The organism is Pseudonocardia sp. MH-G8, from assembly GCF_002262885.1.
GTDB lineage: Bacteria > Actinomycetota > Actinomycetes > Mycobacteriales > Pseudonocardiaceae > Pseudonocardia.
In genome coordinates this window covers 20544-43363 of sequence record NZ_NKYF01000002.1, presented here as the reverse complement: position 1 = coordinate 43363, position 22820 = coordinate 20544, and the positions used below count along the sequence as shown (strand labels likewise).

General features: G+C 71.6%; 27 protein-coding genes. 15 read left to right on the top strand and 12 right to left on the bottom strand.

The genetic code is table 11. From position 1 onward, the window contains the following. Positions 1 to 264 precede the first annotated feature (264 nt). The 4 genes from CFP66_RS07525 to CFP66_RS07510 all read left to right on the top strand — a co-directional run bounded on the left by CFP66_RS07525 (position 265) and on the right by CFP66_RS07510 (position 5009). The gene (locus tag CFP66_RS07525; RefSeq protein ID WP_094921727.1) at positions 265 to 777 is read left to right on the top strand and encodes a (2Fe-2S)-binding protein; all 513 of its coding nucleotides are present in this window, start codon (positions 265 to 267) and stop codon (positions 775 to 777) included. Position 778: 1 nt separating this feature from the next. Next, positions 779 to 3262, top strand: coding sequence for a xanthine dehydrogenase family protein molybdopterin-binding subunit (locus CFP66_RS07520; protein ID WP_094921726.1), 2484 nt, complete (start codon positions 779 to 781; stop codon positions 3260 to 3262). After that, entirely contained in the window at positions 3259 to 4110 is an 852-nt protein-coding gene (locus CFP66_RS07515) for a xanthine dehydrogenase family protein subunit M (RefSeq protein WP_094921724.1), read from the top strand. The genes CFP66_RS07520 and CFP66_RS07515 overlap by 4 nt, the downstream gene beginning before the upstream one ends. Positions 4111 to 4184: 74 nt before the next feature. After that, a complete protein-coding gene (locus CFP66_RS07510; protein WP_094921723.1) occupies positions 4185 to 5009 on the top strand; it encodes an SRPBCC family protein in 825 nt (274 codons plus the stop codon). Positions 5010 to 5066: 57 nt separating this feature from the next. On the opposite strand, the gene CFP66_RS07505 is transcribed toward CFP66_RS07510, so the two are convergent. From CFP66_RS07505 to CFP66_RS07495, 4 genes are all read right to left on the bottom strand, one after another. After that, positions 5067 to 5399, bottom strand: coding sequence for a hypothetical protein (locus CFP66_RS07505; protein WP_094921721.1), 333 nt, complete (start codon positions 5397 to 5399; stop codon positions 5067 to 5069). A gap of 136 nt (positions 5400 to 5535) precedes the next feature. Then, positions 5536 to 5865 carry a hypothetical protein gene (locus CFP66_RS07500; RefSeq protein ID WP_094921720.1) on the bottom strand — a complete coding sequence of 110 codons (330 nt, stop codon included), beginning with the start codon at positions 5863 to 5865 and terminating at the stop codon, positions 5536 to 5538. Between the two features lie 130 nt (positions 5866 to 5995). Further along, on the bottom strand, positions 5996 to 6373 hold the full coding sequence (locus CFP66_RS47045) for a hypothetical protein (RefSeq protein WP_143517163.1): 378 nt from the start codon (positions 6371 to 6373) through the stop codon (positions 5996 to 5998). Between the two features lie 514 nt (positions 6374 to 6887). Next, a complete protein-coding gene (locus tag CFP66_RS07495; protein ID WP_233159227.1) occupies positions 6888 to 7931 on the bottom strand; it encodes an acyl-CoA desaturase in 1044 nt (347 codons plus the stop codon). Positions 7932 to 8174: 243 nt separating this feature from the next. Between CFP66_RS07495 and CFP66_RS07490 the strand changes: the two genes are divergently transcribed. Both CFP66_RS07490 and CFP66_RS48475 read left to right on the top strand, forming a co-directional pair. Next, a complete protein-coding gene (locus CFP66_RS07490) occupies positions 8175 to 8642 on the top strand; it encodes a DUF5994 family protein (RefSeq protein WP_233159225.1) in 468 nt (155 codons plus the stop codon). A gap of 115 nt (positions 8643 to 8757) precedes the next feature. After that, positions 8758 to 8919 (top strand): DUF6307 family protein, encoded by a 162-nt coding sequence (locus tag CFP66_RS48475; protein WP_198961308.1) that lies wholly within the window; start codon positions 8758 to 8760, stop codon positions 8917 to 8919. A gap of 40 nt (positions 8920 to 8959) precedes the next feature. On the opposite strand, the gene CFP66_RS07485 is transcribed toward CFP66_RS48475, so the two are convergent. After that, positions 8960 to 9154: a hypothetical protein gene (locus CFP66_RS07485; RefSeq protein WP_094921718.1), complete on the bottom strand. Its 195-nt coding sequence runs from the start codon at positions 9152 to 9154 to the stop codon at positions 8960 to 8962. Continuing rightward, entirely contained in the window at positions 9151 to 9507 is a 357-nt protein-coding gene (hpf, locus tag CFP66_RS07480) for a ribosome hibernation-promoting factor, HPF/YfiA family (RefSeq protein WP_094921717.1), read from the bottom strand. The genes CFP66_RS07485 and hpf overlap by 4 nt, the downstream gene beginning before the upstream one ends. 359 nt (positions 9508 to 9866) lie before the next feature. On the opposite strand from hpf, the gene CFP66_RS48470 reads away from it, so the two are divergent. The 4 genes from CFP66_RS48470 to CFP66_RS07465 all read left to right on the top strand — a co-directional run bounded on the left by CFP66_RS48470 (position 9867) and on the right by CFP66_RS07465 (position 13946). Then, entirely contained in the window at positions 9867 to 10070 is a 204-nt protein-coding gene (locus tag CFP66_RS48470; protein ID WP_143517162.1) for an RGCVC family protein, read from the top strand. Positions 10071 to 10183: 113 nt separating this feature from the next. Continuing rightward, entirely contained in the window at positions 10184 to 11404 is a 1221-nt protein-coding gene (locus CFP66_RS07475; RefSeq protein ID WP_198961307.1) for a glycosyltransferase, read from the top strand. Positions 11405 to 11412: 8 nt separating this feature from the next. Beyond that, positions 11413 to 12423 (top strand): glycosyltransferase, encoded by a 1011-nt coding sequence (locus CFP66_RS07470; protein WP_094922316.1) that lies wholly within the window; start codon positions 11413 to 11415, stop codon positions 12421 to 12423. 26 nt (positions 12424 to 12449) lie between these two features. Further along, positions 12450 to 13946 (top strand): glycoside hydrolase family 130 protein, encoded by a 1497-nt coding sequence (locus CFP66_RS07465; protein ID WP_094921715.1) that lies wholly within the window; start codon positions 12450 to 12452, stop codon positions 13944 to 13946. On the opposite strand, the gene CFP66_RS07460 is transcribed toward CFP66_RS07465, so the two are convergent. The 3 genes from CFP66_RS07460 to CFP66_RS07450 form a co-directional block, all read right to left on the bottom strand. Further along, entirely contained in the window at positions 13832 to 14920 is a 1089-nt protein-coding gene (locus tag CFP66_RS07460; RefSeq protein ID WP_094921713.1) for a glycosyltransferase family 4 protein, read from the bottom strand. The genes CFP66_RS07465 and CFP66_RS07460 overlap by 115 nt on opposite strands. Before the next feature lie 122 nt (positions 14921 to 15042). Further along, positions 15043 to 15702 carry an alpha-ketoglutarate-dependent dioxygenase AlkB gene (locus CFP66_RS07455; RefSeq protein ID WP_094921712.1) on the bottom strand — a complete coding sequence of 220 codons (660 nt, stop codon included), beginning with the start codon at positions 15700 to 15702 and terminating at the stop codon, positions 15043 to 15045. A gap of 107 nt (positions 15703 to 15809) precedes the next feature. Next, positions 15810 to 16508: a 2OG-Fe(II) oxygenase gene (locus tag CFP66_RS07450; RefSeq protein ID WP_094921710.1), complete on the bottom strand. Its 699-nt coding sequence runs from the start codon at positions 16506 to 16508 to the stop codon at positions 15810 to 15812. Between the two features lie 188 nt (positions 16509 to 16696). Here CFP66_RS07450 and CFP66_RS07445 point away from each other — a divergent pair, with 188 nt between their 5' ends. The 5 genes from CFP66_RS07445 to CFP66_RS07425 all read left to right on the top strand — a co-directional run bounded on the left by CFP66_RS07445 (position 16697) and on the right by CFP66_RS07425 (position 19795). Beyond that, entirely contained in the window at positions 16697 to 17026 is a 330-nt protein-coding gene (locus tag CFP66_RS07445) for an antibiotic biosynthesis monooxygenase (protein ID WP_094921709.1), read from the top strand. A 17-nt stretch (positions 17027 to 17043) separates the two neighbouring features. Beyond that, positions 17044 to 18048: a P1 family peptidase gene (locus CFP66_RS07440; RefSeq protein WP_094921707.1), complete on the top strand. Its 1005-nt coding sequence runs from the start codon at positions 17044 to 17046 to the stop codon at positions 18046 to 18048. 61 nt (positions 18049 to 18109) lie between these two features. Continuing rightward, positions 18110 to 18559 (top strand): YdeI/OmpD-associated family protein, encoded by a 450-nt coding sequence (locus CFP66_RS07435; RefSeq protein WP_094921706.1) that lies wholly within the window; start codon positions 18110 to 18112, stop codon positions 18557 to 18559. 40 nt (positions 18560 to 18599) lie between these two features. Beyond that, positions 18600 to 19475 carry a polysaccharide deacetylase gene (locus tag CFP66_RS07430; RefSeq protein ID WP_094921704.1) on the top strand — a complete coding sequence of 292 codons (876 nt, stop codon included), beginning with the start codon at positions 18600 to 18602 and terminating at the stop codon, positions 19473 to 19475. A gap of 47 nt (positions 19476 to 19522) precedes the next feature. Further along, positions 19523 to 19795 carry a hypothetical protein gene (locus CFP66_RS07425; RefSeq protein ID WP_143517161.1) on the top strand — a complete coding sequence of 91 codons (273 nt, stop codon included), beginning with the start codon at positions 19523 to 19525 and terminating at the stop codon, positions 19793 to 19795. Between the two features lie 222 nt (positions 19796 to 20017). Here the strand turns inward: CFP66_RS07425 and CFP66_RS07420 are convergent, their stop codons facing one another. The 3 genes from CFP66_RS07420 to CFP66_RS07410 all read right to left on the bottom strand — a co-directional run bounded on the left by CFP66_RS07420 (position 20018) and on the right by CFP66_RS07410 (position 22818). After that, positions 20018 to 20284 (bottom strand): MoaD/ThiS family protein, encoded by a 267-nt coding sequence (locus CFP66_RS07420; RefSeq protein WP_094921701.1) that lies wholly within the window; start codon positions 20282 to 20284, stop codon positions 20018 to 20020. 3 nt (positions 20285 to 20287) lie between these two features. Further along, entirely contained in the window at positions 20288 to 21349 is a 1062-nt protein-coding gene (gene moaA, locus CFP66_RS07415; RefSeq protein ID WP_094921700.1) for a GTP 3',8-cyclase MoaA, read from the bottom strand. Positions 21350 to 21612: 263 nt separating this feature from the next. Continuing rightward, positions 21613 to 22818: an acyl-CoA dehydrogenase family protein gene (locus CFP66_RS07410; protein WP_233159224.1), complete on the bottom strand. Its 1206-nt coding sequence runs from the start codon at positions 22816 to 22818 to the stop codon at positions 21613 to 21615. Positions 22819 to 22820 lie beyond the last annotated feature (2 nt).

Sequence of the window (22820 nt, the reverse complement as noted above, 5' to 3'; positions counted from 1 at the left end):
TGCGGACACGGGTGCGGCTTAGTTCCGAGTACGCGGTTCCGTTCGACTCGGCTCGGCATGTGCGGGGCCTCCGAGCGGGGAGGTGCTGCCGCGCGCCGTCCGGTCGACCTTGCATGTCCGGAAGATCGGCGGTGTGATTGTGCCCGCCGCCACAGCGTCGTGTGCGGCACCCGGGCGTCGGCTCGGCTGCGTCCGGTGCGTCCAGTGCGGATCCTTCGTGCATCGCGCGAGGGCGGCACCACGCTCGTGGTGAGGAGAGGTCACATGGCACAGGTTCGGGTCACCGTCGACGGCGTGGAGTACGTCGACGACGTCGAGCCCCGCATGCTGTTGGTGTATTACCTGAGGGAGCGGCTGGGCAAGACCGGCACCGTGGTCGGCTGCGACACCAGCAACTGTGGCGCCTGCACGGTGCACCTGAACGGTCAGAGCGTGAAGTCCTGCTCGGTGCTCGCGGTGCAGGCCGACGGTGGTGAGGTCCTCACGATCGAGGGTCTGGCCCGCGACGGCGAGCTGCACCCGGTGCAGAAGGCGTTCAACGAGTGCCACGCGCTGCAGTGCGGGTACTGCACCCCGGGGATGATCATGCAGGCCGTCGACCTGCTCGGGGACAACCCCGACCCCGACGAGCGCGAGGTGCGCGAGGGTCTGGAGGGCAACCTCTGCCGCTGCACCGGTTACCAGAACATCGTGCGCGCCGTGCAGAGCGCCGCGCAGGCGATGAAGCCCGGCGCCACCGCCCGGGCCGACACCCCGACCTCCGTCGCCGGAGGCTGACATGACGACGACCGCCGAACCCACCACAGTTGCCGAGGTCGGCCGTTCCCGCGTCCGCAAGGAGGACGCCCGGCTGATCACCGGCCGCAGCCGCTACACCGACGCGATCACCCCGCAGGGCACCCTGCACATCGCCGTCGTCCGCTCGACCTTCGCGCACGCGCAGATCACCGGCATCGACACGTCCGCCGCGAAGCAGGCGCCGGGCGTCCTCGGCGTCTACACCGCCGCCGACCTGGGCGTCGAGGGCGTGGGCCTGCCGTGCGCCTGGCCGATCACCCCGGACCAGAAGGCGCCGCAGCGCCCGCTCCTGGCCAGCAGCGCCGTGCACTTCGCCGGGGAGGGCGTCGCGGTCGTGGTCGCCCGCACCGCCGCGGAGGCCAAGGACGCCACCGAGCTCGTCGAGGTCGACTACGAGCCGCTCGAGCCCGTGCTCGACATGGAGGCCGCGGTCGGCGAGGGCGCCACCCTCGTGCACCCCGACCTCGGCACCAACGAGAGCGCCACCTGGGTGTTCGACTCCGCAGAGGCCGGCACCGGCACCAGCGTCGCCGCGGCGATCGCCGCGGCCGAGGCGGATTCCGACTCCGTCGTGGTGCGGCGCCGGTTCCGCCAGCAGCGGCTGATCCCGGCGTTCATGGAGCCGCGCTCCGTGGTCGTCGACCCGACCGGGGAGCAGATCACCTTCTACTCCTCCACACAGGTGCCGCACATCCTGCGCACGATGACGACGGTCACCCTCGGCGTCCCGGAGAGCAAGCTGCGGGTCATCGCTCCCGACGTGGGCGGCGGCTTCGGCGGCAAGATCGGCGTCGTGCCCGAGGAGATGCTCTGCGTCGCGTTGGCGCAGAAGCTCGGCAAACCGGTGAAGTGGACCGAGACGCGCTCGGAGTCGCTGCTGGCCGCGCACCACGGGCGCGACCAGATCCAGGACATCACGATCACGGCGAAGAAGGACGGCACCGTCACCGGCCTGGACGTGAAGCTGCTCGCCGACATGGGCGCCTACCTCGGGCTCGTCGGGCCGGGCGTGCCGATCCTCGGCGCGTTCATGTTCAACTCGATCTACAAGTTCCCGGCCTACAAGTTCGCCTGCACAAACGTCTTCACCACGAAGACGCTCACCGACGCCTACCGCGGCGCCGGGCGGCCCGAGGCCACGTTCGCCATCGAGCGGATCATGGACGAGCTGGCCGTCGAGCTCGGGCGCGACCCGATGGAGCTGCGCGAGCAGAACTGGATCAAGCACGAGGAGTTCCCGTTCACCACGGTGTGCGGGCTCACCTACGACAGCGGCAACTACGAGCAGGCCACGCAGCAGGCGATGGAACTGTTCGACTACGCCGGCCTGCGTCGCGAGCAGGAGGAGCGGCGGCGCTCGGGCGACCCCGTCCAGCTCGGCATCGGCATCTCGACGTTCACCGAGATGTGCGGGCTGGCTCCGTCGCGGGTGCTCGGCTCGCTGTCCTACGGCGCGGGCGGCTGGGAGGCCGCGAGCATCCGGATGCTCGCCACCGGCAAGGTGGAGGTCAACACCGGCGCGTCGGCGCACGGTCAGGGCCACGAGACGGCGTTCAGCCAGATCGTCGCGGACCAGCTCGGCGTCCCGTTCGAGGACGTGGAGGTCCTGCACGGCGACACCCAGGTCTCGCCGAAGGGCCTGGACACCTACGGGTCGCGCTCGCTGGTCGTCGGCGGCATCGCGATCGTCAACGCCGCGCAGAAGGTGGTCGAGAAGGCGAAGAAGGTCGCTGCGCACCTCCTCGAGGCCGACGAGAGCGACATCGAGTTCTCCGCCGGCACGTTCTCGGTGCGTGGTACCGACACGGGCAAGTCGATCCAGGAGATCGCGTTCGCCACCTTCATGGCGCACGACCTCCCCGACGGCATGGAGCCCTCGCTCGACGCCGACTCGGTGTTCGACCCGGAGAACTTCTCCTTCCCGCACGGCACGCACCTGGCGGCGATGGAGATCGACACCGACACCGGGCGCGTCCACCTGCGCAAGTACGCGTGCGTGGACGACATCGGCAACGTGGTCAACCCGCTCATCGTCGAGGGCCAGGTGCACGGCGGGCTCGCCCAGGGCATCGCGCAGGCGCTGTTCGAGGAGGCCAACTACGACGAGCAGGGCACGCTGGTCAACGGCACGTTCGTCGACTACACGCTGCCTTCCTCGGCCGACCTGCCCAGCTTCGACACACGCGTGGTGAGCACTCCGGCCACCACGAACCCGCTGGGCGTCAAGGGTGTGGGCGAGGCGGGCACCATCGCCTCCACCCCGGCAATCGTCAACGGTGTGCTCGACGCGCTGCGCCACCTCGGCGTCACCGAGGTGGAGATGCCGTGCACGTCGCAGCGCGTCTGGCGGGCGATCCAGGACGCGAAGGGCCGCGCCACGCAGGAGACACCGGTCGACACCCACTCGCCGGGCGCGGGCCTCGGCTCGATCGACCCCAACAACCCCCAGGGAGAGGTCCAGTGATCCCGGCCAAGTTCGACTACGTCAAGCCGACGTCGGTGGCGGAGGCCGTCTCGGCGCTGCAGCAGGGCGGCGAAGACGCGAAGATCCTCGCGGGTGGCCAGAGCCTGCTCCCGGTCCTGCGGCTGCGCCTGGCGGCGCCGTCGGTGCTCATCGACCTCGGTGGCATCGCCGAGCTGCGCGGGATCCGCGACGACGGCGACCGGATCGTGATCGGCGCGATGACGCCCTACCACGACATCATCCGGGACGAGTCGGTGCAGCAGCACGTCACGCTGCTGGCGCAGGCCACCGAGACCGTGGCCGACAACCAGGTGCGCCACCGCGGCACCCTCGGTGGCTCACTGGCACACGCCGACCCTGCAGGCGACCTCGGCGCCGTCGCGCTGGCGCTGGACGCGGAGCTGGTGATCGCGGGCGCCTCCGGCAGCCGCACGGTGCCCGCGGCCGAGTTCTTCGTCGACTACTTCACCACCGCGCTCGGCGAGGGCGAGATCCTCACCGAGATCCGGTTCCCGAAGTACACGGGCTGGGGCAGCCACTACGAGAAGTTCAACCGCACGGCGCAGGCCTGGTCGATGGTCGCGATCGCGGCGGCGCTGCGCGTCGAGGGCGGCACGATCGCGGAGGCCCGCGTCGGGCTGACCAACATGGGCACCACGCCCATCCGCGCCACGGGCGTCGAGCAGGCGCTCGTGGGGCAGCCGGCCACGGACGACGCGGTGCGCGCGGCCGCCGACCGGGTCACCGAAGGCACTGCGGCTCCGAGTGACGCGGATGCCGCCGCCGACTACCGTGAACACCTGGCCAAGGTGCTCACCGGCCGTGCGGTGCTGGCCGCCGCAGGCTGACGCTCGTTCCTGCAGGACGCCTGCTCTGGTCATCCGGGGCAGGCGTCCTGCGGTTTGTGGAGGAGACTGAGAAGATGCAGCTGGAGAACAAGTTCACGATCGACGCGCCGATCGAGAAGGCGTGGGAGGCCCTGAACACGCCGGAGACGGTGGCTCCCTGCTTCCCGGGCGCCACGTTGACGGAGTACGAGGGCGACTCGTTCACCGGCACGGTGAAGGTCAAGCTCGGCCCGATCTCGCTCACCTACAAGGGCAAGGGCACCTACGTCACCCGCGACGACGAGAACCACAAGGTCGTGATCGAGGCGAACGGGCGCGACTCCCGCGGCAACGGCACGGCCAAGGCCACCGTCACCGGCACGATGGTGGCCGACGGCGCGGACCGCACCGCCGTCACGATGGTCACCGACATGACGATCACCGGTCGGCCCGCCCAGTTCGGCCGCGGTGTCATCTCCGACGTCGCCGACAAGATCATCGGTCAGTTCTCGGCGTGCGTGGCGAGCAAGCTCGCGCCGGAGACCGCCGGTGCCGCCGCATCGTCGAAGCCCGCTCCGGCGTCCGGTGCGGCTGCGGCCACGTCCGCCCCCGCAACCCCCACACCCTCTCCGTCCCCGGCGTCCGGCTCGTCCGGTCCGGCGTCGTCGGGGGAGACCGGTAGCAGCCCGAACGGCTCGCCCTCGGGTGCCGACGTGGCCAAGGGCCCGGTGCTCGCAGCCACCCCGCCGGCCCCGTCGACCACGCCGAAGGCGGCCGGCCCGATGCGCAGCGAGGTCGACGCCATCGACCTGCTCGACACCGCAGGCGCCCCGGTGCTGAAGCGCCTGGTCCCGGTGGCCGGCGGCGTGCTGCTCCTGCTGATCATCCTGCTGATCAAGCGCAGCCGCTCCGGCTCCTGACGCAACGAACGGCACTCTCGTCGGCTAGGTAGCGACGAGAGTGCCGTTCGTCTCGGCTCACTCGGCCTGGAGTTGGCCCTCTGCGATGTAGATGCGTCGCGACACGGGCTTCGTGCTCATGAGGCTCTCCTCGAGGTGGACGAGCATCAGCCGGATGCCTGCCTCAGGCTCTGGGACGTCCGGCCACAGCGAGCTCCCGCCGGAGCGGGCCGTCGCGTACACCGCCGCCTCGAACTGCTCGTCGGAGAAGTCGAGCACGAGGGGTGGGTCGTAGTGCTCGCCCTGGTAGCCGAGGAGGGCGCGGTGGCCGCTGTCGTCCGGGCCGACGACGACCGCGCGGTCGCCCGCCTCGATGGCGCGGACGAACTGATCGAGGTAGGTGGTGCTCACGGCGGCTCCTCGACTCGGGGCGACACCTTCCGCGATACCCGATGTCGATCCGCGGTCGATCGGCGCCGTCGATGCGGCACGACGGTGTGAGTCGGCGAACGCGCTGATCGGGTGAACGGCCTGGAAGCTACTGCGGCTACTCGGCCCAGACCTGACCGTTCGAGAGGTAGAGGCGACGCGTCGGTGTCCTCTCGCCGGACATGCTCTCGTACAGATGGACGGAGAGGAGACGGTATCCGCCTTCCGGAGCGGAGACCCCCGGCCATGCCGACCCGCCACCGCGCGCGGCGGTGTGGACAGCGGCGTCGAACTCCTCTTCGGTGAAGTCGAGCACCAACGGTGGAACGAACCGCTTTCCGCGGTATTCGGCGAGGAGCAGGTGCCCGTCGGCGTCCTGCCCGACGAACAGTCCGCCGTCTTCCTCCTCGATCGCTTTGACGAGCCGGGTCAGGTACGACATGGTCATGATCGATCCTTGTCGAGGGAGTCGGGCAGCGTGGACGGCCTGTGGTCGCAGACGAATTCGACGGTGTACCTGTACTCGATCCTAGCCACCTGATCGCCCGATCGGTCAGCCGGTCGAACCGGCTCGGGTTTCAACATGGCGTCTTTGTGGGGAAGGCAGTGATGACGACGCCATCTTGCGCTCGGACCACCACGTTGGGGTGCATGACATCCACGGTGATTCCTCGAATTTTATGGATGAGTTGGATCTCCCTCGAATAGCAGAAGGTGTTCGCGTCTACTCGATAGGTCACCGACATCGGGCTTCGCAGCACTTCCGCGATCGAGTAGTCGGCGACCTCCCGCCAGTTCTCGGACGTCTTCACTCCCTTGCGTGTCCAGTCGGCACCGTGTCGCGCGGCGATGTGATAGTAGCTGTGCTGCGCATCGCCGCATATGAGATTGCTGGTCCCGGGTGGCATGACTGGTCCCGTCGTGCTGACGCCTGCGGCCCGCTCGAACCTCCGCACTACGCGCTCCCTCGCTTTCTCTCGTCCATTCACGGGGCATGCTCGCCACAGTGTCGGTGAGGGCTTCTCGTGCCGGCTCGGTGTGATCGATGGAGTTTGGGAGTGTGCAGCGCCTGGTGCGGTCACCGCGACTCCTGCGAGCAGTACGATCGCCACCAGGAGCGCTCGGGCGACAGGTCGACAATTGGTCCGCATTCTATCGAGAGGGCTGAGTGGACTCGGAGGCATGGCGGAAACTCATTCGGGTACACGAAGGAATCCGTCGTGCCGAGGTGGACGGCGGACCAGTACGCGAACTGTGCTGCGTGCGGTCGAACGTATCGTGGGTGCTCGCCTTGCCGTGGCGTTTTCGGAGAACCCACCGTGGCTGTCAGCTCAGGCCGGGGACGCGCAGCGTGATGTTCGGGCGTCCGTGTGCAAGGCCTCCTGACGCAACGAACGGCACCCTCGTCGGCTAGGTAGCGACGAGAGTGCCGTTCGTTGCGGTCTTTACACCGGTCACACCGGCTCGGTCCTACCGCGCTTGACGGGCCGCTCGCAGGGGGGCTCCCACGGTGTGCAGGTGCGCCAGAACGTCCCGGTAGGAACGCAGAAGCCCACACTGGTGGTAGGCGATGCCGCGTTCCGCGCAGAAGGCCTCCACCAAGGGCTGCGCTCGGCGCAGGTTCGGGCGGGGCATGCTGGGGAACAGGTGGTGCTCGATCTGGTAGTTCAGCCCGCCCAGCATGAAGTCCACCCACGGGCCGCCGCGGACGTTGCGCGAGGTCAGCACCTGTTTGCGGAGGAAGTCCCAGCTCTGCGCGCCGGTGGCGACGGGCATGCCCTTGTGGTTCGGGGCGAACGAGCAGCCCATGTAGAACCCCCAGAGGCCCTGGTGGACCACGATGAACGCGACCGCCTTGCCGGGCGGGAGCACCAGGAAGACCGCGCCGAGGTAGGCGGCGGCGTGCACGATCAGCTGCGCCTTCTCCAGCCCCCGCAGCTTGATCTTGCCGCGCCACGCGGCGTCGACACTGGACCAGTGCAGGCTCGCGCCCTCGAGGAGCAGGAGCGGGAGGAACAGGAACGCCTGGTACTTCGTGGTCCAGCGCTGGACGCCCTGCTTGGTGCGGCTCTGGCCGGCGGTGAAGGCCAGGATGGGGATGTCGAGGTCGGGGTCGTCGTCCTCGTGGTTGGGGTTGGCGTGGTGGCGGCTGTGCTTGCCGACCCACCAGCCGTAGCTGAGCCCGACCAGGCCGGCGTGCACCAGGCCGACCGCGTCGTTGGCCCGACGACCGGTGAAGATCTGCTTGTGCCCGGCGTCGTGGCCGATGAACGACACGTGCGTCCAGACGGCAGCCAGCACCGCCGCGGTGACCAGTTGCCACCAGGTGTCCCCGAGGAGGACGAACACCGTCCAGGTGGCCGCGAGCACGGTGAGCGTGAGGCCGATTCGCAGCGCGTAGTGACCGGTACGCCGCTGCAAGAGCCCTGCCTGCCGCACGGTGCGGGTCAGCTCGCCGAAGTCGCTCGTGGGCCGGTCGGGCGGGACATCCGTGGCAGGGGTGGGTGGAACCATCGCAGCGCTCCTCATGGCCCCGGCGCGCCGGGGCCGGGCTGTGAGTCGCGTCGCGCCGATCGCGACGAGGCCCAAGCTACCGAAAACCTCGGGTCGTGGGCAGCCGACGATCAACCGCATGCGCCTCGGCGGGTGTAGCATCGCCAGTTGTCGGGTTCATCCCGCACACGGGCATTCGCGCCCCTGTCGTCCTCGGCGAAAGTCCATTCCGGACGGCCGGCTGTCCGGGGACGGAGCACCGACATGACGTCGGCACCCCCCACCTTGCGCACCTCACAACCCCCTGTCGTCGACCACGGGCAGGACCACGAGCACTCCCGGTCGAAGCTGAAGCCGAGCGCGCCGGCCACCGGTCGTGTCGACGGTGGGTGGTGGCCCCGCTCGCGCGATCTCGCGGCGGAGGTGCCCGCCCTGCAGGCCGTGGTCGCGGAGCGGCTGGGAACGGTCGAGAGCGTGAGCTACCACCTCGGCGACTGGGATCCGGCTGCGCGCCGGATCGTCGTCCGCGGCCGCACCGTCCGGCTGGCCGGCTACCGCACGCAGCACCCCGCCACCGTCGACGTCCTCGGCGCCCGCTACCGCCTCACCCTCCTGGTGGTACCCCCCGAGACCGATCCCGCCACGGCCGGCGCCGCGCTGGCGGCCGCCGGGAGCCCTGGCAACACCGAGGAGATCGAGGCTCTGCTGCGCGCCGCGACGGAGCAGCGCTGAGAGCTCGACGGTGGCTCCGGCCTCCGGGTTCCGCCGCCCCCGCGGGCATCCCGCGGACCTGACGCGACGTCCACGATCGCGACACCGACCGCTCACCCCCAGAGAAAGGCCTGCCATGGCCGTCACCACCAGCACCTACGCATCTCTCTACGACCAGCGCGTCGCGCTCGTCGCGCGCGCCCTGACGCAGAACTCGAAACTCGAAGAGAAGGCCGCGATGGACCTGGCCGCACATGTCCTGCACGCCATCGACCACATTCCGGAGAAGGTCCGCTAGATCGAACTCCTGAGTGGAATGGGCCGGGTGCGCGGCGAACTCAGGACAGGGCGTCGGGGACCAGGCGCAATGCGGTCCGCTGTCGGGGCCGTTGCTCGTCGCTGACGACCGAGGAGCGGCGGCGGGCCAGGATCTCATCGATCGCTTCGATATCGGCTTCGTCCGCCGGTTCGGTGGGGTCGAGGGTGAGCAGCACCGCCAGGTCGTCGAACTCGAACGCTCGATCGTCGGTCATGCCCGGCCCGACCCGATCGTCGTGCGCCCGCCCCGGGAGCGTCGGCGCACCCGCCGATCATGGTTGCGCCGCAACCGACCTGCCAGCTTGCCGATCGCTTCGTCGAGCACGGCGTGCACGTCCGCCCCGTCCGCCTCGGCGCGCACGGCCGGGCCCGTGCCATGGCTGGTGATCACCACTCGCTGTGCCGACTCGGACCCTCGCGGGCTCGGTTCGTGCGTCAACTCGACGTCATACCGGATGACGCTGCGGTTCAGATGATCGAGTTTGCTGAGTTTTTCCGAAAGGTACGACCGGTAACGATCGATCCCTGGGACGTCATGGCCGGTGACGACGATCTCGGCGGCGTCCATGTGGACCTCCTGAAGTTTGTCGACCGTCCCCGACAGGGCGATTCTACTCTCGTTTCTCGTTCGATGGTGGCGATGGGGAGTAGGCTGAAGCTCGGCGCCGGCGGCCCGAATTCACGCCGCGGACGGCACATGCGTTGGAGTGCGCGGGAAAAGCCCGACAGCAGCGGTGAGTTCTCCGGAGACGAGGCGCGAGGACGCCGCTCCGGCAGTTCGCGCTGACCGCACGCCACTGGCCAGATCAGACCCAGCCCGCCCTCGGGGCGCGCTCGGCGCAGCCCGGCGAACCGGACGGCCGGCACCCGCCGCAGCGGAGCGGCCCGAGCAGCACCACCTCATCCACCACACGAATCGGGAGAGCCTTGCAGAAGACCGATACCCAGCCCGCCGACACCCCGTCCTCCACCGAGACCGGCACGGGCCGCACCTGTGCCGCGTGCCCGCACGATCACGACGCCCATGACCGGATCGGAACCAGGTACTGCTCCGCGACGATCACCGGCGCGTTGAGCCGCGGATGTGTCTGCGTCGGTGAGGCGCGGGCTTCCGCGCCCCAGCCCCGCTGATCCGTCCGCGCCGCGCCGCCCCGGACCCGGCGGCGCCCCACCCGCGCGTGTCACCGCCGCCCGGCGGAGCGACCGCAGCGGCCGCCAGCAGATCCCCGACGTCAGGAGCACGCGTGCCCACCACCGTTCACCGGCCCACCGCAGGCGCGGACATCTCGCCGGTACCGGCTCCTCGGCGCCCCGATCCGCGGCGGCGTCCGGCAACGCTCGGGATCCTCAGCACCTACCCGCCGACGCAGTGCGGTCTGGCGACGTTCAGCGCGGCACTCACCGAGCACCTGAACCGCTCCGCGGGGGCAGCCGGCGTCGTGCGGATCGTCGACCGGCCCGAGCCGCATCCGGGCGGTGACGTCGTGGCACACGTGGTGAACGGGTCCCGCAGCAGCGTGGATTCCGCCGTTCGCCGGCTGAACGGCTTCGAGGCCGTCGTGGTCCAGCACGAGTACGGGATCTACGGCGGTGCCGATGGCTGCGACGTGATCGACCTCGTCGCCGGCCTCACGGTGCCGACGATCATCGTTCTGCACACCGTGCTCCAGGAGCCCACCCCGAGGCAGCGGCGCATCCTGCGGTGGCTGGTCGAGTCGGCCGACGTCGTCGTGACCATGACCGAGACGGCGCGGCAGCGCCTGGTGGACAGCTACAGCGCGGACCCGGACGCGGTCGTCGTGATCCCGCACGGCGCCATCGACCACGGTCCGTCGGACAGCGGTGCCGCTCGCGCGGCGCGGCGCTCTACCGGCCGACCCCTCGTCCTCACCTGGGGTCTGCTCGGGCCCGGGAAGGGCATCGAGTGGGCGATCGACGCCATGCCGGGCCTGCGGGACCTCCGGCCGCGCTACCTCGTGATCGGCAAGACGCATCCCAAGGTGCTCGACCGCGACGGGGAGTCCTACCGCGACAGCCTGGTGCGGCGGGCGGACATGCGGGGTGTCGCCGACGTCGTCGAGATCGACGACCGGTATCTCGGGGTCGGCGAGCTCGCGGACCTCGTGCAGAGGGCCGATGTCGTGCTCCTGCCCTACGACTCGCGCGAGCAGGTGACGTCGGGCGTGCTCATCGAGGCCGTGGCCGCAGGTCGACCGGTCGTCTCGACTGCGTTCCCGCACGCCGTCGAGCTGCTGGGGGACGGCACGGGGCTCGTGGTGCCCCAGAGGGACCCCGCGGCGCTGGAGGCGGCGCTCCGCCGCGCCCTGGGCGAAACGGGACTCGCCGACGCGCTCGCGGAGCGGGCCGCGCGGAAGGCGCCGGACCTGCTGTGGGGCGCTGTGGCCGCCCGCTACCAGCAGATCGCCGAGACCCTCGTCGCTGCGGCGCTGCCGGCCGCCTCGTGAGCGCGCCCGTGCGGTACGAACACTTCCCGGCCCCGTCCTTCACCCACCTGAGGCGGCTCACCGACGCCGGCGGGCTCTACGAGCACGCCCTCGGCACCACGCCGCGGCGCGAACACGGCTACTGCGTCGACGACGTCGCGCGGGCGCTGGTGGTCGTCTGCCGCGAGGACGGGCCCGCGCAGGACGACCTGCGCGAGCAGTACCTGTCATTCGTGCTCGCGGCTCAGGACGCGGACGGCCGGTTCCGCAACCGTCGGGGCACCGACCTGCGTTTCCTGGACGCGCCCTCGGTCGACGACTGCTGGGGACGGGCCCTGTGGGCCCTCGGCACCGCGAGCGCCGATCCGCGAGCGCTCGCGGCGTTCGAGCGGGGCGCGCGGTGGCGGTCGCCCTCGCCGCGCGCCACCGCCTTCGCGGCGCTCGGTGCCGCAGAGGTGCTCTCCCGGCGCCCGGGGCACGGGATCGCGCTGGATCTGCTCGCCGCCACCCCCGCCGCGGTCGGGCGGCCGGGCGGACCGGAGTGGCCGTGGCCCGAACCGCGTCTCGCGTACGCCAACGCGCTCCTCCCCGAGGCGCTGCTCGCGGCGGGGGCCGCACTGGACGCACCCGCACTCGTCGCCGACGGGCTGCGGCTGCTCGACTGGCTGTTGGACGTGCAGATCCGCGACGGCCACCTGTCGCTGGTGCCCGCGGCGGGACGGGGTCCGTTCGAGAGCGGCCCCGCGTTCGACCAGCAGCCGCTCGAGGCCGCGGCGCTCGCCGACGCCTGTGCACGGGCGCACGAGCTCACCGGGCAGGACCGGTGGCTCACCGGGATCTCGCTGGCCACTGCGTGGTTCCTCGGCGACAACGACGCCGGCACACCGCTGCACGACCCGGAGAGCGGTGGCGGCTGCGACGGCCTGGAGCGCGACGGCCGCAACGAGAACCAGGGCGCGGAGTCGACCCTGGCGCTGGTGTCGACGCTGCAGCAGGCAGCGGCCCGGCTCCCCGCCCGCGCGCTGCGGGCCGCCGGATGACGCCGACGCAACCTGCGGTCGCCGACATGGTCACGCGTCTCGACGCCACGCTGACCGCCGACCCGGCGCGCGTCCTGGCCCGGTTGTTCGTCCCCGGCCACGAGCTGGTCGTGAACACCGAGTCGCGCGCCACCGGCGTCCTGGCCAGGATCCTCGCGCTCCCCGAGGACGAGGTCCGGTCCACGCTGAGAGACGTGCTCGCCCGCTACACGGGGCGGCACCGGGATCTGCCTGCCACGCTCGCCGCCCACTACGAGGAGATCTGCCACCGCGTACCGGACGCCTCCGCGCTGTCCGCGCAGCGGCGCACCCTGATCGGCGCGTGGTTCACCCACGAGTTCGCCATCGAGGCGGCCGCGCTGTTCAACCCCTCGGTCGTGGCGCACCCCGACCAGTCCGGCCTCCCCTCCGGGCACCTGCGGTTCGTCCTGAGCCTGCGTGCGGTCGGCGAGGGCCACCTGTCGTCGGTGGAGTTCCGCACCGGCGTCCTCGGCGGTGGGCGCGAACTGTCCCTGGACGAGCCCGGTCCGCACGTCGAGGCCGGGCGGCCGGCCCCGGCCGTGCACGACAGGGCGCTGTTCGCCGCGGTGCTCGCCGAGGACGGCTCCGATGCGGAGAGTGCGTCGTTCCTGGTCAGCAGCCTCCCCGCGCACTTCGGCGAGGAGGAGCTGGAACGGGCGATCGGCGCGCTGGCCGGTCAGCGCGTCACGCGCCACGGTGGCGTGCGCACCGCGGAGCTGGCCCGGCGCATCGCCCGGTGCAGCTACGAGGTCGAGTTCTCCCCGCGCTCGGCGATCGCCGAGCGCGTGCTCTGGCCGCAAGGCCCGTCGGACGCACGGGGCATGGAGGACGCGCGCTTCGTCCGCACCGTCACCGCGGACGGCGGCTCGATCTACCGGGCGACCTACACGGCGTTCGACGGCGATCACATCATGCCGCAGCTGATCGAGACCCCGGACTTCCGCCGGTTCCGGATCACGCAGCTGGCCGGGCCGGCCGCGAGGAACAAGGGGATGGCCCTGTTCCCCCGCATGGTCGGGGGTCGGCACGTCGCCCTCTCCCGCTGGGACCGGGAGAACAACGCGATCGCCACGTCCGCCGACGGCCTCTGGTGGGGCGATGCGCGCACCCTGCACGTCCCGAGCAGGCCGTGGGAGCTCACCCATACCGGCAACTGCGGCTCGCCGGTGGAGACCGACCAGGGATGGCTCGTCCTGACCCACGGTGTCGGGCCGATGCGCGAGTACTCGATCGGTGCGCTGCTGCTCGATCTGGACGACCCGAGCCGGGTGGTCGGCGCCTTGCGTGAGCCGCTCATGAGTCCGCGCGACGACGAGCGCGACGGGTACGTGCCCAACGTCCTGTACTCGTGCGGGGCACTGCTGCACGGCGACCGGCTGCTGCTGCCCTACGGCGCGAGCGACGCCGCCGTGCGGTTCGCCCTCGTCGACGTCCCGCTCCTGCTCGAGCGGCTGATCGCCGACGGACCCCCGCCGGCGATCCCGGAGAACAGCGCGGCGTAGTCGGCCACCATCCGCTGCGCCGTGAACCGGGCCTCGACGTCGTCGCGGCAGTCACGGCGCGACAGCGAGGAGACCCGTCCGACCGCCTCAACCGCGCCGGCGACGTCGTCGACCAGGAACCCGGTGCGGCCGTGGCGGAGGATCTCGGGCATCGATCCGAGCGGGCGGGCGATCACCGGGGTGCCCGTGGCCAGCGCTTCGACGACGGACAGCCCGAAGGGCTCGGCGAACCCGATCAGGTGCAGGAGCGCGAGCGCTCCTCCCAGCAGCGCGTCGCGCTCCGCAGGTCCCACGGGCCCGGCGTAGCTGATGCCGGAACGTCCCAGGTGGGGCTGCACACAATCGCGGAAGTAGGCCTCGTCCTGCACGATCCCCGCGATCACGAGCGGCAGCCCTGTGCGGTGAGCGACCTCGATCGCCAGGTGTGTCCCCTTGTCCGGGTGGATGCGGCCCAGGAACAGCAGGTGCTCGCCGGGATCGGGGCGGAAGGTGAACCGGGAGGCGTCGATGCCGTGGTGGATCGTCGCCTCGTACCCCAGGTCGGGGTGGCGGTCGGCGTCGCTGATCGCGACGTAGCGGCCGATGTCGTCGTAGGCCCGGTACACCGGCAGGATCGCCTCCGACGAGAAGCCGTGGATGGTCGTCACCACGGGCGTGCGCACCAGGCGGCTGAAGGTCAGCGGCAGGAAGTCGAACTGGTTGGAGATCACGTCGAACTCGGCGGCCCGCTCGAAGGCGGCCGCGATGTGCAGGCCCTCGTGGACCTTCGCGTCGACGCCGGGGTCCTCCTCGTAGCCGGTCGGGGCCTCCGCGTGCAGGCGAGCCGAGGTGATCGAGTCGGCGGTGGCGAACAGGGTGACGTCGTGACCGAGGGCCACCAGACCTTCGGCCAACGTGGAGGCCACCTGCTCCCAGGGCCCGTACCCCCGCGGGGGCGTGCGGTGGGCGATCGAGGCGAGCACCCCGATCCGCAAGCGGGCGTCTCCGGGAGGTGCCGACGTCGGGACGATCGCGATGAGGTGCCTCCGGCATAGGGGGTGGTCGCGCCGCGAGGGCGCAGTACCCCCATCGTGCACCCTGCGGGGCGACGCGCTGCTCAGCCGAGGCCGGAGACCCGCAGCGTGATGTTCAGCCGGCCGTGCGCGAGGCCGACGTCCGGCACGTCGTGCTCGGGTAGCAGCTTCGGCACCCCGTGGTAGGCGAGCCGGCTCTCGTCACCGAAGACGACCAGGTCGCCGGAGAGCAGTTCGACGTCGGCCCACGGGCGCCCGCGGTTCTCGGTGTTCCCCAGCCGGAACAGGCACGCCGCCCCGATGCTGAACGACACCACGGGGTCGAGCGCCTTCTCGTCGCTGTCGCGGTGCAGGCCCATCCGGGCGCCGTCGTCGTAGTGGTTGATCAGCGCGATGTCCGGGCGGTAGCCACGGGCCCGCTCCGGGTCGCCGTAGGCGTCGGCCAGCGCGTCGCGGCCCAGGTCGCCGAGCCACTCCGGGAACGGCGTGACCGGCGATCCGTCCTGGTCGTCGCGGGTGCGGGAGTAGCGGTAGGGGTACCAGTGCCAGCCGAGGCAGACGCTGCGCACGGTCATCCGACCGCCGTTCGGCATGACGGCCGCGCGGATCCCCGGTCCCTCGCTCGCCCACTCCCGGCAGGCCCGGACGAGCTCGCGCTGCCGGTCGAGGTCGAGCCAGTCCGGCACGTGCACCGCGCCCGGCGCGAGCACGCGGCGCTCGCGGGGCAGGAGGGCGGACGTCACGTCGTCCAGTGTGCCGTCATGCCGACCAAGATCTGCAGTATCGGGTGCTCATTGCTGTGATCACGACGATGGGCAACCGATACTCGAGATCTTGCTCGGATCGGCGCTCAGCGCGCGTTGTGGAAGATGATCCCCAGCACGTGCCGGCTCCCGCTGTGCACGGCGCTCACCCCGTGCCGCATCTGCACCCGGTGGAAGCCGCGGGCCCCGCGCGCCGGGCGGTGGCGCACCGGGAACACCACGGCCTCGCCCTGCCGGGGGCGCACCACGACCGGTCGCGACTGCTGGCGCGGCCGCTGCTCCACGAACACGCTCTCGCCGCCGGTGAAGTCCTCGTCCGGGCGGCTGAGCATCACCAGGAACTGCAGCGGGAAGGTCAGGTAGCCGTAGACGTCCTGGTGCAGGCAGTTGTAGCCGCCCGGCCCGTAGCGCAGGACGAGTGGTGTGGGCCGGTGCTGGCCGAGCGCGGCGCACTCCGCCAGCAGCGCGTCGAGGTCGGTCGGGAACGTCGGCTCGCCCAGCCGTTGCGCCCACGCGTTCGCGATCTGCGCCAGCGGCGGGTACAGCTGCTCGCGCAGCTGCTGGACCAGCGGTGGGAGCGGGTCGGCGAAGTAGCGGTAGCTCCCCTCGCCGAACGCATGGCGCGCCATCACCACGGTGCTGCGGAAGCGCGCGTCGTCGTCGAACATCGCGGTGACCTCGGCGCACTGCTCCGGGGTGAGCATCGGCGGGGTGGTCGCGACCCCGTCGGTGTCGAGGCCTTGCTGCAGGGCGGGGACGTCGAGTCGATCGAGCACAGCGGACATGGATCCACCCTCGTACCGGCACCGCCTGCCTGCTGGCGGAATACGGACAACGGGTTCGCGGCCGGTGCCCGGAACACGGCGTACTGCGACATCGACGGGCTCAGCTCGCGCAGACCTCCCTCGCTCAAGCGGCGGAACGTCCGGGCCGCCTGTTGGATGTGTGTCAGGAACCTGACATCGGAGGGTTGATGACCGCCACCACGATCGAGACCGACGCCCCGCTCGCCACGCTGATCAACGTCTTCACCGTCCGGGAGGATCGCCAGCGGGAGCTGGTCGACCTGCTGACCCGCGCCACCGACGAGGTGATGCAGCACCAGCCCGGCTTCGTCTCCGCCAACATCCACGCCAGCAGCGACGGTGTCCGGGTCGTCAACTACGCCCAGTGGCGGTCGGCCGAGGCGTTCCGGTCCATGCTCGGCGACCCGGTTGCCCAGGAGCACATGAAGCAGGCCGCGGACCTCGCCGACAGCTACGACCCGCACCTGTACACCGTGGAGTCGGTGCACCACGGCTGACCGGGGATCATCGGCGCATGTACAGCGGAGCGCACAACGCCCTGACCGACGTCCCCGGCATCCGCGTCGGCCACGCCGCCCTCGACGGCCCCGGCGCCCTCTCCGGCACGACGGTGGTCCTGGCGCCCGAGGGCGGGGCCGTCGCGGGCGTGGACGTCCGGGGTGCCGCACCCGGAACCCGGGAGACCGACCTGCTCCGCCCGGACGCCACGGTCCAGCGGGTGCACGCGGTGGTGCTCAGCGGTGGCAGCGCCTACGGGCTCGCGGCCGCGACCGGGGTGATGAGCCGGCTGGAGGCCGCCGGGGTCGGGTTCCCGATGCCGGGCGGGGTCGTCCCGATCGTGCCGGGCGCCGTGGTGTTCGACCTCGGCCGTGGGGGCGACTTCGCCGCCCGCCCGGACGCGAGCACCGGCGCAGCCGCCTACGACGCGGCGGTCGACGGGCCGGTGCCGCAGGGCGTCGTCGGGGCCGGCACCGGCGCCCAGGCCGGCGGGCTCAAGGGCGGGATCGGCACCGCCAGCGCCGTGCTCGAGGACGGCTCGGTCGTCGCGGCGCTCGCCGTGGTGAACGCGGCCGGCTCGGCCGTCGACCCGGCCACCGGGCAGCTGTACGGGGTGCGCGCCGGGCTGCCCGGCGAGTTCCCGCCGGTCGACGTGAGCGCCACAGCCCTCGAGGAGCTGCGTGCCGCGCCGCGACCGCTGCTGAACCTCGGTACGGCGACGACCCTGGCCGTCGTCGCCACGGACGTCACCCTGGACAAGGCGGGGTGCGGGCGGCTGGCCACCATGGGCCACGACGGGCTGGCGCGCGCCGTCGTGCCGGCCCACACCGCGAGCGACGGCGACGCCGTGTTCGCGCTGTCGACGGCCGCCCGACCGGCGCCGGACGTCCCCGGGCTCGTCGCCCTGCACGCCGCGGCGGCCGACGTCGTGAGCCGGGCGATCGCGCACGGCATGCTCGCGGCGCAGACGGTGACCACGCCGGTGCGCACCTGGCGCAGTTACCGCGACGTCGTCGGCTGAGCGCTCTCTTGCGGGAAGCGCTCGCGGTCGGGTGAGGTGCACGGAGACCGAGGAGGCCACGATGCGGTTCCGGACCACGATCGAGCTCGGGGGCAAGACCGCGACCGGCTTCGCGGTGCCCGCCGACGTCGTCGCCCAGCTGGGCAGGGGCAAGCGGCCCGCCGTGACCGTGTCGATCGGCGGCCACACCTACCGCAGCACGGTCGCCGTCATGGGCGGGCGGTTCCTGGTGCCGCTCAGCGCCGAGAACCGGGCCGCGGCGGGCGTCGCAGCGGGCGACGAGGTGGACGTGACGCTCGAGCCGGACAACCGTCCCCGCGAGGTGGAGCTGCCGGCCGACTTCGCCGCAGCCCTCGAGCACGAACCGGGCGCCGCGACGTTCTTCGCCGGCATCTCCTACAGCGACAAGCGCTGGCACGTGCTGTCGATCGAGGGCGCGAAGAAGGCGGAGACGCGGCAGCGGCGGATCGAGAAGTCGGTGGCGATGCTGCGCGACGGTCGCGCCCGGTGACGGCGGCTGCGACGCCCGCCGTCCGGTGGTGTACTGCCCCATGGCCAAGGAGATCTTCGTAGCGTTCGGGATCGATGTCGACGCCGTGGGTGGCTGGCTGGGGTCGTACGGCGGGGAGGACTCGCCGGGCGACATCTCACGCGGCATCTTCGCCGGCGAGGTCGGCGTGCCGCGCATCAACCGCATGCTCGCGCGCTACGACCTACCGTCCACGTGGTTCTGGCCCGGGCACTCGATCGAGACGTTCCCGCAGCAGTTCGACGAGATCGTCGCCGCAGGGCACGAGATCGGCGTGCACGGCTACAGCCACGAGAACCCGATCGCGATGACCCGCGGGCAGGAGTCCGACATCCTCGACCACTGCATCGAGCTCATCACGCAGCGATCGGGCCGCCGCCCCACCGGCTACGTCGCACCGTGGTGGGAGTTCTCGCGCGTGACCAACGAGCTGCTGGTCGAGCGGGGGATCACCTACGACCACTCGCTGATGCACCGCGACTTCGAGCCCTACTACGTGCGCGTCGGGGACTCGTGGACGCCGATCGACTACGACAAGCCGGCGCGGGAGTGGATGAAGCCGCTGGTGCGCGGCGAGGAGACCGACCTCGTGGAGATCCCGGCGAGCTGGTACCTCGACGACCTGCCGCCGATGATGTTCATCAAGACCAGCCCGAACAGCCACGGCTTCGTGAACCCCCGCCACATCGAGGAGATGTGGCGCGACCAGTTCGACTGGGTGTACCGCGAGAGCGACTACGCGGTGTTCACGTTCACGATCCACCCCGACGTGTCCGGGCGCCCGCAGGTGCTGCTCATGCTGGAACGGCTGATCGAGCACATCTCCGGGCACGAGGGCGTGCGGTGGTCGACGTTCGACGGTATCGCGCAGGACTTCCTGCAGCGCCGCCCGCGCTGATGTGCGGGGCGTGCGGCGGCCCGCCGCCGGATCCCGCCGGAGCGCTCGTGGCCGGGCCGCGCCGGCGGGCGGCCGTCGCCCGGGCGGTCGCGTCGGCCTGCCCGGGGTTGACGGTCCGCGCAGTCCCGGGCGCCTGGACGGTCTCGACCCGCACCGGGCGGACGACTGTGTGCCGCACGCTCGACGCCCTCGTCACGACGGCCGCGCCCTACACGGGTGCGATCTCGCCGGCGGAGGGCGCAGGCCCGGAGGCCGCCCTGTTGCTCACCGCCCTGAGGGCGGCGGCGGGCCGGGGCGACGCGATCTCGCGGCAGCCGTAGGCGCTCACACACCGAATTCGTAGCTCACGCACCGACTGCAACCGATGTGTGAGCGCAGCAATCGGTGTGTGAGCTGCGACGGAGGCGCCGCACTGTGCCCGGCGGCGGGCCGCTGCCGGCACACCGACTTCGTCGCCGGCCACCGACTTCGTCGCTGACACACCGACTGCAGTCGGTGTGTCAGCACCACAATCGGTGTGCGAGCGCCTCGCGGGAGTTGGCTCAGCCTCCGGCGAAGGGTGGCAGCACGTCCACGGTGGCGCCCGCGGGCACGACCGTCGCGCGGTCGCGCACCGCGACCTCGTCGAGCAGGAAGCTGCAGCGGCCGAGCACGCGGGACAGCTCGGACCCGTGGCGCGTGCGCACCGCGTCGAGGACGTCGTCGACGGTGGCGCCGTCGGGCAGCTCCATCGGCTCGACCTCGACCCCGGCGGCGGCCCGCGCGGCGGCGAAGTAGCGGATCGTCACGGTGGCGGTGCTGGTCGTCATTCCTCAGCCTCCGATCGCGCTCATCGGACGGTCCGGCTGCAGGAAGCCCGGGTCGTCGATGCCGTGGCCTGCCAGCTTGCCCCACATCGCGTGGCGCCAGGTGTCGGCGATCTCCTCGTCGGAGGAGCCGCCGCGCAGCATCGCGCGCAGGTCGGTCTCGGTGCGTGCGAACAGGCAGGAACGGATCTGCCCGTCGGCCGTGAGGCGGGTGCGGTCGCACGCGCCGCAGAACGGACGCGTGACGGAGGCGATCACGCCGACCACGGCGGGACCGCCGTCGACGAGCCAGCGTTCGGCGGGTGCGCCGCCGCGCTCGGTGGGGTCGGGCGTGAGCGTGAAGCTCTCGCGCAGCTTCTCCATCACCTCGCCCGCGGTGATCATCTCCGAGCGTTCCCAGCCGTGCTGGGCGTCGAGCGGCATCTGCTCGATGAAGCGCAGCTCGTAGCCGTGGTCGAGGGCGAACTGCAGGAGCGGCACGGCCTCGTCGTCGTTCATGCCGCGCAGCAGCACGCTGTTGATCTTCACGGGGCCCAGGCCTGCGGCCCGGGCGGCGGCGAGGCCGTCCAGGACGTCGGAGAGCCGGTCGCGCCGGGTGATCGTGGCGAAGCGCTCCTGCTGGAGCGTGTCCATCGAGACGTTCAGCCGGTTGACGCCGGCCGCGGCCAGCGCCTCGGCCCGCCGGGCGAGCCCGATGCCGTTGGTGGTGAGCGAGATGTCGGGGCGGGGCTCGAGCGCGGCCGACGCGGCGACCAGCCCTTCCAGGCCGCGCCGCAGCAGCGGCTCCCCGCCGGTGAAGCGCAGCTCTTCCACGCCGAGGTCGCGCACCGCGATGGTGATCAGCCGCATCAGCTCGTCGTCGGTGAGCTGCTCCTCGCGCGGCATCCAGTCCAGGCCCTCGGCGGGCATGCAGTAGGAGCAGCGCAGGTTGCAGCGGTCGGTGAGGGAGATCCTCAGGTCGGTGGCGACCCGTCCGAAGGAGTCGACGAGCCGCGCGTCGGCGGGGCGGGCCGGATCGCGGGGTGCCGCCCGGCGCACTGCCGGGAGGCCGAGCTCGGTTGCCGTCACGATACGAGCGTAACCGGCGTAACCGGGTCTGAAGCGTGCTCCGTTTCGATCTCCGCAACTGCGTGTCCACGGGGCGATCAGGGCCGCATATGCCGGTCGGTCGAGCTCCTCGAAAGGTCGGGCGCCCGCTGCTCCACCGTAGATCGCGGGCATTTCGGCGTGACACGTGCGCACCAGCCCCCGACTCGCGGAGGTGGTGGGTTGGTGCATCCGCGTGTCGGGGTGTGGGGGCGTCAGTGTCGCGGCATCTGGCGCCGGGGCCGTCAGTCGTGGCGGCCCAGCTCCTGGCGGGCGACGGTGCGCAGGTGGACCTCGTCGGGGCCGTCGGCGAGGCGCAGGGCGCGGGCCCAGACGTAGAAGTAGGCCAGCGGCGTGTCGTCGCTCATGCCGGCGCCGCCGTGGACCTGGAGGGCCCGGTCGATCACGGCGCACGCCATGCGGGGGCAGATGACCTTGATGGCGGCGATCTCGCTGGCGGCGCCCTTCGACCCGTAGCTGTCGATGAGCCAGGCCGTCTTGAGGACCAGCAGCCGGGCCTGCTCCACCTCGATCCGGGACTGGGCGATCTGCTCGCGCACGACGCCCTGGTCGGCGAGCGGGCGTCCGAAGGCGGTGCGGGCCTTGGCGCGGCGGACCATGAGGTCGATGGCGCGTTCGGCCATGCCGATCAGGCGCATGCAGTGGTGGATGCGGCCGGGGCCGAGCCGGGCCTGGGCGATCGTGAACCCGCCGCCCTCCTCGCCCAGCAGGTTCGCCACCGGCACGCGCACGTCGTGGAACGCCAGCTCGGAGTGCCCGTGCTGGTCCTGGTAGCCGAACGTCGGCAGGTGCCGGGTGATCTCCAGGCCGGGGGTGTCGCGTGGCACGAGCACCATCGACTGCTGCCGGTGCTTCGCCGCGTCCGGGTCGGTCTTGCCCATGAGGATGAAGATCTTGCAACGCGGGTCGGCGCTGCCGGAGATCCACCACTTCCGTCCGGAGATCACGTATTCGTCGCCCTCGCGGCGGATGCGGGTCTGCACGTTCGTGGCGTCGGACGAGGCGACGTCCGGCTCCGTCATGGCGAACGCCGACCGGATCTCGCCGTCCAGCAGCGGTTCGAGCCACTCCTGCTTCTGCTCGGGCGTGCCGAACAGGTGCAGGGTCTCCATGTTGCCGGTGTCGGGGGCCTGGCAGTTGATCGCCTCGGGCGCGATCACCGGCGACCAGCCGGACACCTCGGCGACCGGGGCGTACTCGAGGTTGGACAGCCCGGACGCACTCGGCAGGAACAGGTTCCACAGCCCCCGGGCTCGGGCCTTCGCCTTCAGCTCCTCGACCACCGGGGGCAGGTCCCACTCCTGCGGCGTGCCCCGCCGCTCGGCGCGGAACGCGTCGTACGCGGCCTCGGCGGGCAGCACCTCCTCGTCGAGGAAGGCGCGCATGCGCTCGGTGTGGTCGGCAGCTGCGGCGCTGGGTGCGAAGTCCACGG